The 13,025-nt window shown below is 71.7% G+C and carries 6 protein-coding genes; all 6 read right to left on the reverse strand.

Annotation, left to right across the window (positions count from 1 at the left end; genetic code table 11):
- Positions 1–91: 91 nt before the first annotated feature.
- The gene (locus FXO23_RS06045) at positions 92–1,603 is read right to left on the reverse strand and encodes an ArnT family glycosyltransferase (RefSeq protein WP_158881676.1); all 1,512 of its coding nucleotides are present in this window, start codon (positions 1,601–1,603) and stop codon (positions 92–94) included.
- Between the two features lie 6 nt (positions 1,604–1,609).
- Entirely contained in the window at positions 1,610–3,406 is a 1,797-nt protein-coding gene (locus FXO23_RS06050; RefSeq protein ID WP_158881678.1) for a fatty acyl-AMP ligase, read from the reverse strand.
- Positions 3,407–3,439: 33 nt separating this feature from the next.
- Positions 3,440–4,450 (reverse strand): alpha/beta hydrolase, encoded by a 1,011-nt coding sequence (locus tag FXO23_RS06055; protein ID WP_158881680.1) that lies wholly within the window; start codon positions 4,448–4,450, stop codon positions 3,440–3,442.
- Positions 4,447–10,761, reverse strand: coding sequence for a type I polyketide synthase (locus FXO23_RS06060; RefSeq protein ID WP_158881682.1), 6,315 nt, complete (start codon positions 10,759–10,761; stop codon positions 4,447–4,449). The genes FXO23_RS06055 and FXO23_RS06060 overlap by 4 nt, the downstream gene beginning before the upstream one ends.
- Positions 10,758–12,281, reverse strand: a complete 1,524-nt coding sequence (locus FXO23_RS06065; RefSeq protein ID WP_246256969.1) for an MFS transporter — start codon at positions 12,279–12,281, stop codon at positions 10,758–10,760. The genes FXO23_RS06060 and FXO23_RS06065 overlap by 4 nt, the downstream gene beginning before the upstream one ends.
- A gap of 383 nt (positions 12,282–12,664) precedes the next feature.
- Positions 12,665–13,006: a hypothetical protein gene (locus tag FXO23_RS06070; protein WP_158881684.1), complete on the reverse strand. Its 342-nt coding sequence runs from the start codon at positions 13,004–13,006 to the stop codon at positions 12,665–12,667.
- Between the last annotated feature and the right edge of the window lie 19 nt (positions 13,007–13,025).

Here is a 13,025-nt window from a genome sequence, read left to right on the forward strand (position 1 = left end):
CACAGTCACCTTCACACCATAACCAACGACCACGCCATAATTGAGTTACGCATCAATAGAACCGGCCGGAACACTCACGACCCCCAGGGGCTTACGGCCGGTGCATCCGGTTCCAGAGGTGGGGCCAGGGATCCAGCGGGTGGGTGCAGAGCCAGATCGGGACGTTCTGGTTGGCGATCTGGGCGGTGACGTCCAGGCGGACCGTGCTCATTTGGCGCACCTCGCCGAAGAACTGGCGCAGCCAGGTGGGATCGCCGCCGACGTAGAGGACTTGGCGGGTGTCGTTCGGCGGGGTGCCCGCGTACCAGTAGCCGCGTTCGGGGCCGTAGGCGGTGGGCAGGCCGCGGTCCGGGCCGTAGTAGTCCAGGGCGGCGGCTTGCCAGTAGGTGTCGCCCATCAGCACGGTGTGGTCCGGGGGTAGTTCGCGGTAGGCCGCCGCCGCGGTGTCGACCAGTTCCGGCCAGCCGTAGCTGCCGCCGGCGACGTGGTCCAGGATCGGCACGCCGGTGAATCCGGTGGCCGGGCGGACCGGGAGGGCCAGGTAGATCGCCAAGGGAACGGAAAGCGCGTACACCGGCCACGTCGGCACCCACCGCCACCAGGCGGCGGGGCGGCGCTTCTCGATCCGGACCGCGGAGGCGGCGAACAGGACCGCGTAGAGACCCGCGAGGTAGTAGTAGCGCGCGGCGGTGAGCAGGAAGATCACGGTGACCAGGGCGGCGGCCCAGCCGAAGAACCGGTACGCGCGGAGTTCGGGGGCGCGCAGCAGCACGGAGAACCCGTGGCAGGTCAGGAAAACGCCGACGAGGAGTCCGGAGGTGAGCACCGCCAGCGGGATCATGGCGAGGGGCCCGCCGAGGAGGCGGTCGTTCTGCTCGGCGACCACCGACTGCATGAGCAGGTAGGGCCAGCCGTTCCGCGCCTGCCAGATCAGGGTCGGCACGGTGGCCAGCACGGTCACCGCACCGCCCGCCCACAACGCGGGGCGGCGGAGCAACGCCCGCGGCCCGGCGATCAGCGCGCCCGCGGCGAGGGCGAGCCAGAAGAAGGCGATCAGGAACTTGCCCTGCATGGCGACCGCGGTGACCAGCCCCGCGAAGAACAACAACCGGTCCGATCGGGTCCGCACCCAGCGCACCACCAGCCAGCTGACCAGCACCCAGCAGAACGGGTCGACCGTCGAGGTGGCGAGCACGTGCCCGGAGGCGAGCAGCTGGAACGACAGCGCGTAGGCGCCCGCGGTCAGCACCTGCGCCCGCGTGCCGCCGCCGAACTCCCGGGCGATCAACGCGGCGAGCACCACCCCGGCGGAGGTGAGCAGCAGCGGCAGCAACCGCAACCCGATCACCGAACTCGGGAAGACCGCGTCGGCCAGCCTGGCCAGTTCCGGCAGCAGCCACGGGTTGTCCGCGTAACCCCATGCCGGGTGGTGCTTGGCGGAGGCGAGGAAGTACAACTCGTCGCCGAAATAGCCGAACCTGCCGCTGACCGCCAGCAGGACCGCGCCGACCGCGGCCGCGATGCCCAGCACCGGCAGGCGCGCGAACGCCGGTGGCGCGGACGTTTCGGTGGTGTCCACAGTGGACACCTTGGTGCCGTCCACGGCGGTTCAGTCCGCGACCGGGGTGAACGCGCCTTCGAGGTAGCGGACCCGGCAGGCCGACCGCTGGATCTTGCCGCTGGAGGTGCGCGGGAGTTCGCCGGGACCGATCATCAGCACGTCGCGCAGCGAGAGTCCGTGCTGCCGGGAGACGATCGACCGGACCGCGGCCGCCACCTCGGCGCGGTCGAGCCCGCCGTCCACCTGCTTGGCCCGTTCGGCCACGACGACGGCCTGTTCCCCGCGCGGGCCGGGAACCGAGAACGCGGCGACCGCGTGGCGCCGGACCGCCGGATGCGCCTGCTCGACGGTGTACTCGACGTCCTGCGGGTAGTGGTTCTGCCCGTCGACGATGATCAGGTCCTTGAGCCGCCCGGTGATGAACAGGTCGCCGTCCACCAGCACGCCCAGGTCACCGGTGCGCAGCCAGCCGTCCCGGCCGGGATACGGCGGGATCGCGTTACCGTCCGCATCGGACAGTTCGGCGTCGAACACGCTGGCGGATTCGGCTTCGCTGCCCCAATATCCCTGGCCCACGTTCGGGCCGCTCGCCCAGATCTCGCCGACCTCCCCGTCCGGGAGCGCGATCCCGGTGCGCGGATCGGCGATCCGGAGAAGCTGATCGACCGGCTGCCCCGCGGACACCAGCGTAGAACTCGACTCGGTGCCCGGTTCCACCAGCACGGCACGGCCCGCGGCCAGGCTGACCCGGTCGAAACCCTGCCGCCGGGGCGGCGAGCCCGCCGGGGACACGGTGACCATCACGACCGCCTCGGCGAGGCCGTAGGTGTGGCGGTGCATCCGCGGTTCGAGGCCGCAGTCCGCGAACTTCGCGTAGAACTTGTCCAAAGTAGACGGAAGCACCGGCTCGCTGCCGTCGCCGAGGGTGACGACGTGGCCCAGGCTCAGTTCCGCCTTGTCCTCCTCCTTGGTGCGCGAGGCGACGTAGGCGTAGGCGAAGTTGGGCGCGGCGGTGATCGCCGGCCCCGGGGTGGCCGCGAGTTGCCGGAGCCACCGCTTCGGCTGCGCGATGAACGCGAGCGGATCCATCAGGGTGGCCGACAAACCACCGAAGATCGGCGAGGCGACGCCGACCACCAACCCCATGTCGTGGAACAGCGGTAGCCAGCTGACCACGGTGCTGCGGCCCGGCTCGCCTTCGTAGGCTTCCACGCCCTGCCGGGCGTTCGCCACCACGTTCCCGTGGGTGATCATCACCCCGGCCGGGGTCCGCGTCGACCCCGAGGTGTACTGCAGGTACGCGAGATCGTCCGGGGTGAGCCGCGCGGGCTCGTAGTCCTCGTCGGGCAGTTGCGGCAGGACGTCCACGGCGACAAGCCGAGCCTCGGACAAGGATGAATGCTCGGCGAGGAAACCCTCCACCGCGTCCGCGTGGTCCCGGACGGTCAGCACGAGGGCCGGCTCGCAGTCCGCGAGCACCGCGGCGAGCCGTTCGGTGTGCCCCGGCAACGGGGACGGCTCGAACAGGGGCACGGCGATCAGCCCGGCCCGCAGGGCGCCGAGGAACGCGGCCACGTAGTCGATCGACTGCGGGATCAGCACGGCCGCCCGGTCGCCCCGCCCAGCGCGGCGCCGGCACCACGCCGCGATCACGTCGACCCGGTCGTTCAGCTCCCGCCAGGACAACGAGGTGGCGTCCCCGGCGAGGCTGCGCGAATAGTCGACGAAGGTGACCGCGCATTCGTCACCGCGGATTTCGGCCCAGCGCGCCAGGGCCGCGGGCAGGGTTTCGACGGCGAGGCTTTCCGCATCGAGCAGGTGCCGCTGCCGGGAGGTCGTTTCCATAGGTCCCTCACATCACAATTGTTTCCGTGCGGTTCAGATGCCCATTCCGCTGGCCAGGACCGGCCACGACCGGTGCAGGGCGAATTGCCAGTACGGCCAGGTGTGCGTGCCCGCACCGTAGAAATCCACCGTGACCGGGACTCCGCCCTGCTGGAGTTTGCCGACGAATCCCCGGGAATTCCCCAGTGCGACGTCCTCCAGCAAGGCGCCCGCGGGAGGCGGGCCCGCGGGGTCGTCCAGCGGGCCGGTCTTGCCGTCTCCGGAGGACACGTAAAGCTTGGTCCCGCGCAGCTTGTCGACCTTGTCGGCCGGGTTGTGGTCCATCCACCGCGCCCGCTGCGACCACGGGTCACCCCACAGCACACCCCACACGAAGAACCCCTGGTTGATCATGTTCAGCTGGGTGACCTCGGGAATACCGGGGGCCAGCACGTCGACCGCCCCGCTGTAGGAGGCCGCCGCGCCGAACATTCCGGGAACGCGGGAGGCGTATTCCATGGCGCCGTAACCGCCCATCGAAAGTCCCGCGATCGAACGCCGGTCCCCCGCGCCGTATCCGCGTTCCAGGATCTGCTTGACCTCGGTGAGGTGGAATTTGCGCCAGTCCGGGACGCCGAACAACCCGTAGTTCCACCATTCGCTGTACATGCCGATCTTGCCGCCGCTGGGCATCACGATCATCGCCGGTTTGTCGGCGGTGAACTGCTCGACGTCGGTGAACTTGGTCCAGGACTGGTAGTCGGCGACCTCGCAGCAGCCGTGCAGCAGCCACAGGTTCGGCCAGGACTGGCCGGAATTCTTCGCCCAGCCCGATGGCACCAGCAACCGCACGGACGCCTTGGCCCCCAGCGCGGGCGACTGGATTTCCAGGTCCAGGGTGCGCTGATCCACCCAGGTTTCCTTGGTCACCTTGGCCCCGTCGTCGGCCGTCACCGGTGCCGCGGACGCGGCGGTGTCCCCGGTGGCCGGGACCAGCACACCGGTGAACAGGGCGGCGACGAGTGCTCTGATCGGTACACGACGGCGCTGTCGGGTACGGGTCATTTCGTTTCATCTCCTCGAATCGGGTGCGGCAGCAGTGCGGAAAGCCGGTCCGCGATGACCGCGACGTGCGGCGGGTCGATGACGGTGATGTGGTCACCGTGCACGCGCACGACCTCCAGCCGGGGGCAGTGTTCGTCCCAGCCGAGCGCGTCGTCGGTGCGCAGGTAGCGGGGATCGAGGGTGGTGGTGAGCGGGTGCGGGTCCTTGGCGCGGAAGAGCAGCACCGGGCCGGCATAGGTGCTCGGCGTGTACCGCTCGGCGATCCGCGCGTCCACATAGGACGTTTGCTGGTGGGTGAGCACCGCGTCGCCCATGGCCGTCACCCGCTCGCGCAGCCGCCGCATGACGAACTCGTTGCGTTCGTCTTCGCCGAGCGCGGCCAGTTCCTGCTCGGGTAGTCCGAGGTCCACCTGGTAGGTCTGTTCGATGTAGGCGATGAACTTGCGCAGCCTGCCCTGCAGTGCCTCGTCCGGGGACGGTTCGACCCCGCGCAGCGGAAGGATGGTGTCGATCAGGAAGAGCAGTTCGATCTCGGCGCCCGCGGCGGTGAGCTGCTGCGCGGTTTCGAAGGCGAGCAGGCCGCCGAAGGACCAGCCGCCCAGCCGGTACGGGCCTTCGGGTTGGCGCTGCCGGATCAGTTCCACGTACCGGGCGGCTTTCTCGCGCACGGTGTCCAGGTCGTCGAGGCGTTCCAGGCCGTAACAGGTCACGTCCGCGTCCAGCAGCCGCACCAGCGGCCGGTAGGCCGCGGTCGGGCTGCCCGCCGCGTGGAACAGGAACACCGCCGGGCTCTGCCCGTCGCCGCCGAGCAACCGCACCGGGCCCTGCCCCGGCCCCTCCAACTCCGCGCGGACCAGGTCGGCCATCCCGGCGATGGTGGGCACGGCCAGCAGCTCCGCCGCGGAGACCGGCCGGCCCAGTTCCGCGGAGACGATCTCGCCGAGTCGTTCGGCGTCGCCGTCCGTGCCGATTTCGGTGAACGGCACGTCCACCGCGACCTCGCGGGGACCGAGGACCTGGCGCCAGGCCCGGGCGACCCAGCGCTCGGCGAGGTCGCGGGTGCCCGGACCGTTCGGGCGGCGGCCCGGTTCCGGCGCGGCCGCACCGGCCGGGCGGAGTTCGTCGACGAGGTGGTCGGCGAGATCGGCCAGGCTCGCGCCGCGCAGCAGCATCGGCAGCGGGAGGGTGGTGCCGAAGTCCCGTTCGACGGCCGCGCGGGCGCGCATGGCCAGCAGGGAATCGAGCCCGAGCGAGGTGAGCGGGGCGTGCGGGTCGAGGAGTTCGGGGTCCAGCCACATCATCTCGGCGACCACCGATCGGAGGTGGTCGCCGATCGTGGCTCCGGCCCGCTCCGGGTCTTCGGTGGCGAGCGTGCGCAGGGCGTCGATGCCCGCCCAGGGACCGGTTTCGTCCGGCCGCCGTTCGGCCAGCATCGCGAAGAAGGGTCGTTCGGCGAGCCGGGGGAACAGGTCGAGCACGCTCGCGGCGTTCATGCGGGTGATTCCGGTTTCACCGCGGCGGGAGGCGAGCACGGCGGCGAGTGCGGCCATGCCTTCTTCGGGTGGCATGGGTTCGAGGATCGGGTTGTCGCGGCCCGCGGCGCCGCCGATCTCGGCCCATGCGCCCCACTGGATGGTGGTGGCGGGCAGGCCCTGACCGCGTCGCCAGGCGGCGAACGCGTCCAGCCACGCGTTCGCGGTCGCATACGCGGCCTGGCCCGGTGAACCGAACAACGCGGCACCCGAGGAATACGCCAGCCACCAGTCCAGTTCGATCCCCGCGCACGCTTCGTGCAGCCGCAGCGCGCCTTCGACTTTGCCGCGCCAGACCGCGGCGAGGTCGGCGGGGTTCAGGGAGAGCACGGCGCCGTCGGCGAGGACCCCGGCGGCGTGCAGGACACCCCGCAACCGGGTGCCATCCGCGGTGGCCCAGCGCACCATGCGTACCGCGACTCCGGGTTCGGCGATGTCCCCGGTCACCACTTCCACGTCCGCGCCCAGGGCTTGGATTTCTCCGAGCACCACGCTCGCCGCGTCGGAGGGGCCGCGGCGTCCGGAGAGCACGATCCGGGTCGCGCCGCGTTCGGCGAGCCACCGGGCCGCGGCGAGGCCGAGCCCGCCGAGCCCGCCGGTGATCAGGTATGCCCCCTCCCGCACGATCGGCTCCGGCCGCTCGGGGGCAGGCAGGGTGGCGCGGGTGAGGATTCGGGTGTATCGGTGGCCGTTTCGCCAGGCCACCTCGTCGTCGGCCGCGGCGGCGGTCAGTTCGCGTGCCAGGTCCGCGGGATCGTCGTGGTCGATCCAGCTCGCTCGTAGTTCGGGGTGTTCGAAGGCGAGCACCCGGATCAGGCCGCGCAGCGCGGCGAGGGCGGGGTGGCCCGGCTCCCCGTCCAGCACCACGGCGGCTTTCCCAGTGGCCAGCCACAACCGGGGCGGTTCACCGTCCACAGTGGTCAGATCGTGGACGGTCTCCGCGACCGCGAGCACCAGCTCCCGCGCCGCACCGGGCTCCTCCGGCGAACCGGGTAGCACCACCACACCGCCGAGGGCCGCCTGTTCCGCGGCGACCTTCACCAGCTCACCGCGCCGGGCCCACGGGACCGGCACCGCGACGTGTCCCTGTCCGGCGAGAAGCTCCGCGATCGGCCGGGGATCCACCTCGCCGGCGTGCACCAGAACCCAGTCGCGGCCACCGGCCGTCTTCTCGGGCAGTTCGCTCGGCACCCATTCGGCTTGGTAGGCCAGTCGTTCCGGGGCGAAGGGCACCTCGGACCGGCCCACCGGGGTCATGGTGACCCCCTCGAAGGCGGCCAGCACTGTCCCGTCGGGGTCGAGCAACCAAGCCGATCCCGTGTCGCGCGAGGCGGCGGCGCGGGTGGCTCGGCGGGGGTCGCCGAACAGGCTCACCCGCCCGAACCCGGTCGGCAGCCATACCCGGTCATCGGCGGTGACCAGGGCCCGCACGCACGCCTCCCCGAGTGCCGGGTGCAGCGTGAATCCCTTGCCATCGCGGGGAACCTCGACCTCGACGGACACGTCCTCCCGGATCGTGACGGGCGGAACCCCCGCGGCGACCGCGGTGGCGTCGGCGTACCGCAGCCAGTCCCCGCCGGACCGCGCGAACACCGACAGCGTCACCGCGTCCCCCGGGCGAGGGTCGGCGGATACGGAGATCTCGGTGTGGTCGGCCAGCGGCAGGATCCGGTGCAGCACCACCTCCCGCAGCTCCGGCCGGGGCAGAAGTCGCCCGGCCGCGGTCAGCAGCAGTTCGACGAAACCGCCGCCGGGCAGGATCGGGCTGCCGTGCGCGGCGTGCTCCGCGAGCCACGGATGCGCGGCGGTGCCGACCTCACCGGGCCACACGTGCTGCCCGGTCCCCGGCACCTCGACCCGATCACCGAGGAACGGATGCCCGGAGCGCGGGGGCGGCGCCGACTCGACCCAGTACCGGCGGTGTTCCCACACCGGTGGTGGCAGGTCGATCACCACCCGATCCGGATAACGCCGGAGCAGCGCCTCGGGATGCCCGAGCACGTGCAGCTGGGCCAGCGCGCCCGAGAAGCCGTCCGAGGTGCCGTCCAGGTCGCGGCGCAGCGACGCGACCGCCGCGAGGTCGGTGACCCCGAGTGAATGGGCGGTTTGTTCGATGGCGGTGTGCGCGATCGGATGCGGGGCGATCTCGAGGAAGGTGCGGTGCCCGTCGGCGATCGCGGCGGCCAGCGCCTGGGTGAACCGCACCGGACGGCGCAGGTTCGCCGCCCAATACTCGGTGTCGAAGGCCGGTCGCTGCCGGGGATCGTCCAGGACACTGGAGTAGCAGTACGTCGTAGCCGGTGCGGGCCGCAGTTCCCCCAGCGTTTCCCGGAAGCGGCCCAGCAACGGGTCGACCGCGGCGGAGTGGCCCGCCGCGCCGAGCGGCAGCATCCGCGCCAACCCGCCACAACTGTCCACATGGGACACAAGTTCGGCCACCTGCCCGGCCGGGCCGCTGACCGTGCACTGCGTCGGCGACGCGAACACCGCGACGGTGACCTCGGGGAACCGCTCGCCGAGTTCGCCCAGCTCGACCGGGGACAACTCCACCACCGCCATCGCACCCGCACCCGCGATGTCGAGTTCCTCCAGCAGCACGGCCCGGTGCGCCATCACCCGCACCCCGGACACCGGATCCAACGCCCCCGCGACGACGGCCGCCGCCACCTCGCCCATCGAATGCCCGAGCACCGCCGCCGGGCGCACGCCGACGCTCTTCCAGAGTTCGGCGAGCGCGACCTGGATCCCGAAGATCGCCAGCTGCCGGGTGGCGAAGGTGTCCGGCTCGCGCGTGCCGTCCAGCAGCGCGGTCAGCTCGACCCCGGCGTGTTCGGCGAACGCGCCGTCGAGGTCCCGCACCGCCGCGGCGAACACGGGTTCCTCGGCCAGCAGCCGCCGCCCCATCGCGGGCCACTGGGAGCCGTAGCCGGAGAACACGAACACCGGGTCCCCGCCACCGGTCGGCGCGGACCGGTCCGGCTGCCCCTCGGCCAGGGCACGCAGCCGCTCGCGCAGCTCGCGGTGGTCCCGGGCCGGGATGGCGGCCCGCACCGGAGCCGGGTCGTCGCCGTGCAGCACCGCCGCGGCCAGCTCGGGCAGGGTGACACCGTCGTCGACCCAATCCGCCAGCGCCCGGGCGCGGGCGCGCAGGCGGGCCGGTGACTTCGCCGACAGCGCGATGACCTCCGGGCGGTGCACCGGGGAACGCCGGGAAGTGCTGGTGCGTGGCCATTCCTCCACCACCACATGCGCGTTGGTGCCGCCGAAGCCGAACGACGACACCCCCGCCCGCGCGACCCCGGAATACCGGGGCCACTCGGTGGTTTCGGTGACCACCGCCAACCTGCCCGCTTCGAAGTCGATGTGCGGGCTGGGCGTGCTGAAGTTCCGGCTCCGGGGAAGCTGCGAATGCCACAGCCCGAGCACGACCTTGATCAGCCCGGCGATGCCCGCCGCGCCCTCCAGATGCCCCAGATTGCTCTTCACCGACCCCAGCAGCAACGGCCGGTCCGGTGCCCGGTTCGCGCCCAGCACCGCCGCCAGCGCCCCCGCCTCGATCGGATCGCCGAGCAGCGTCCCCGTCCCGTGCGCCTCGACGTAGTCGATCGTCCGGGGCGGCACCCCGGCCTTCGCATACGCCCGGGCCAGCACGCGTTGCTGGGCCACCGGATTCGGCGCCATGATCCCGTTCGACCGGCCATCGGAGTTCACCGCGCTCCCGCGGATCACCCCGAGGATCCGATCGCCCGCCTGCTGCGCGTCGGCCAGCCGCTTGAGCACCACCACCCCGCAGCCCTCACCCCGGGTGATCCCGTCCGCGTCGGCGTCGAACGGTTTGCACCGACCGTCCCCCGCCAGCAGGCCCGCCAGCTCGAAGTTCGCCGTGATCCCCGGCGACAGCAACACATTCACCCCCGCCGCCACCGCGGCCGAGGCCTCCCCGTCGACGAGGGCGCGCACCGCCTGATGCACCGCCACCAGCGAGGACGAGCACGCCGTGTCGACGGTGACGCTGGGGCCGTGCACCCCCAGCGCGTACGACACCCGGTTGGCCGCCAGCGAAGCCGCCGCGCCCGTGCTGGAGAAGGTGTCGATCCGGTCCAGATCGGTCATGGTCAGCTGCGCGTACTCGGTCGCCGACAAACCCACGAACACCGCGCAGTCGGTGCCGCGCAAGGACTCCGGCGGGATGCGCGCGTGCGACAGCGCCTCCCATGTCACCTCCAGCAGCAACCGCTGCTGCGGATCCATCACCTCCGCCTCACCCGGACTGATCCCGAAGAACTCGGCATCGAATCCGGCCACATCACCGAGAAACCCGCCGTGGCGCGGCAGGTCGCGATCGGCCGCACCAGGTGCGAACTGCTCCCAACGCCCGTCCGGAATCTCCCCGATCGCCGATTCGCCCTCGGCGAGCAACGACCAAAACTCGTCCACAGTGGACGCGCCGGGGAACCGGCAAGCCAACCCGACGATCGCCACCGGCTCACCCGGATCGGCCGGACCGGAATCCGCCGCCGCCACGGATTCGGCTCCGGCGGCCAGCGTCCGCGCCAACTCCGCGATCGTCGGCGCCGACCACACCAGCGTGCTCGGCAGGTCCCGGCCGACCAGCTCACCGATCTCCGCCGCCAGCACCGTCGCATCCCGCGAAGACACCCCGAACTCGTGCAACGGCCGATCGAACTCCCGCTCCCCGACCGGCCGATCCAACAACTCGCCCAGCCGTTCGGCAAGCCAAGCCCGCCACCGCGGTTCGCCGTCCGGTACCCGGTTCATATTCCCTCGCATTCCTTGGCCGGTACCGGCCGGGAGAGTTCCGGCGGCCGGGGACGCAGCACCACGAGCGCGAGCGCCGCCCCGGCCGCCTGCAGCAGTGCCGCGACGACGAGACCGGCCGTGTACCCACCGGCCAGCGCCGGGCCGGGGCTCGCCCCGGCGGCGATGTCGGCGGCTCGGACCGCGGTGATGACCAGTCCGATCAACGCGACGCCGAACGCGCTGGCGAGTTCGCGGGACGCGGTCAGCACCCCGGACGCGGCGCCCGAATCGCCCTCGCCGGTCAGCTCGAGCGCCTGCGTGGTGATCGGCGTGGTGAACGCCGAGCCCACCCCGGCCAGGACCAGTCCGGCCAGTCGCGGCTCGATCGCCTGCTGCGCGTTCACCGCGGCGAGCGCCGCGAGGCCGGTGGCCACGAGGAGCAGGCCGAGGCACACCACGCGATGCGGCCCGAGCACGCGGGTGGCCACCGGGACGAACGGGGTCGCGCACACCACCGCGGCCGCCACCAGCACCAGCGGCAGCCCGGCGGCTTCCGGGCCCAGGCCGAGGAAATCCTGGTGCACCAACGGGGTGAAGAACACGATCCCGCTGATGCCGAGCCCCCAGAGCAGCACCAATGCGTTCGCCCCGGCGAAGATCCGGTTCCGGAGCAGCCGCGCGGGAATCAGCGGTGCGGCGGCGTGCCGCTCGGTCACCGCGAAGCCGAGCAGGCCCAGGACTCCCGCCCCGCCCAGCGCCAGGGCCGTCGCGGCTCCGGCCGAAGCCGTCACCGAGGCGGTGAGCAGGACCAGGCTGGCGGTCACCAAGACCACGCCGCCGAGGGGCACCCGCACCCCGGTCCGGGGCGGCTCCGCCCGGGTGGCGCGGGCCAGCAGGATCGCGGCCCCGGCGATGAACGGCAGGTTGCTGAAGAAGATCCAGCTCCAGTGCAGGTGTTCGGCCAGCGCGCCACCGAGCCACGGTCCGAGCGCGAGCGCCGCGGCCAGTGCGGCGGTCCAGACCGCCACGGCGAGCGGGCGCCGCCCGGCGGGGAGTTCGGTCCGGATGAGGCTGAGCGCACCGGGGACCACGAACGCCGCCGCCACCCCCTGCGCCACCCGCGCGGCCAGCAGCACCTCCGCCGAGCTCGCGAAACCCCCGAGCAGTGCCCCCGCCGCGAAGACCGCGCAGCCGGCCAGGACCAGGCGACGCCGCCCGAGCCGGTCGAGCAGGGCGCCGGCGGCCAGCAGCAATCCGGCGTAGGGCAGCATGTAGGCGATACCGGCCCACTGCAGCAAGGTCAGGCTAAGGCCGAGTTCCCGGCCGATCGAGGGCGCCGCCGCCGCGATGATGGTGTTGTCCAATGTGGTCACGAAGGCGACGAGCGCGACCACCGTCAGGATCGCCCCGGTGCGGTGCTCGCGGGCCGCGGTGGTGACCGGGCCGGCCGCCGGCTCGCTCGTGCGCGGCTTGCGATTCTGCACCACGTCGTGCTCCCCGATCAGTGAACGGCACCGCCCGTGGTCGAACCCGATCACCGCCGGTTTCCCTTAGGTGATTGCGGTCCCGCAGGGCTTGGAAAACAAGGATGATTCAGCCGGAATAACACTGTCAATGACAAATTTCGACAGGCCAAATATCCACGCGAACAGCGCGTCGAAATTTGTCATTCCGCACCGCATGGGAGGACCGCGCACTCGTCGCCAGGTGAGGGGTTCGCTGCTCGAGCCGCCTATCGGCCGCGCATCGCCGGGCCCGGCCCGGCGATCAGCGGCGGCCGGACGCGCGAACCACGGGCGCGCTCGAGTTTTGTCATCCAGGGCACAGAATCTTCGTGCGTTTCATTCACGATCGCACAAATTGTTCGCGTCTTGACTTTCGGCTGGTTTCCGGGAGAAAAGCGTGCCGAATCGCCGCCGCTTCAGAGCGCGCGCTGCCGCAGGTGCGGCCACCGGCGCAGGATGCGGTGGAGCGCGGCGGCGCTCCTGGTCACCGGCCCTTCGCAGCCGACGCGGACGTGGAAGCGCTGTCCTTTGTGGATGATCCGGTGCGGCACGACCACCAGCTCGTCACCGGACGGCCAGAACCGGCTCGCCAGCTTGCCGTCGACCGAGACCGAGCGGACGGTCAGGCCGCGCGGGTCCAGGGCGATGCGGTCGACGTTCTCGGTCGCGGTGGCGGTGATCGCGATGTCGCCCTGGCAGAACCGGTTGAAGTAGGTGAGGTCGACCTGGTAGTCGGCGAGCGTGAACGTTTTCGGCAAGGATCTTCCCCATCAGCGG

The organism is Amycolatopsis anabasis, assembly GCF_009765355.1.
GTDB lineage: Bacteria > Actinomycetota > Actinomycetes > Mycobacteriales > Pseudonocardiaceae > Amycolatopsis > Amycolatopsis anabasis.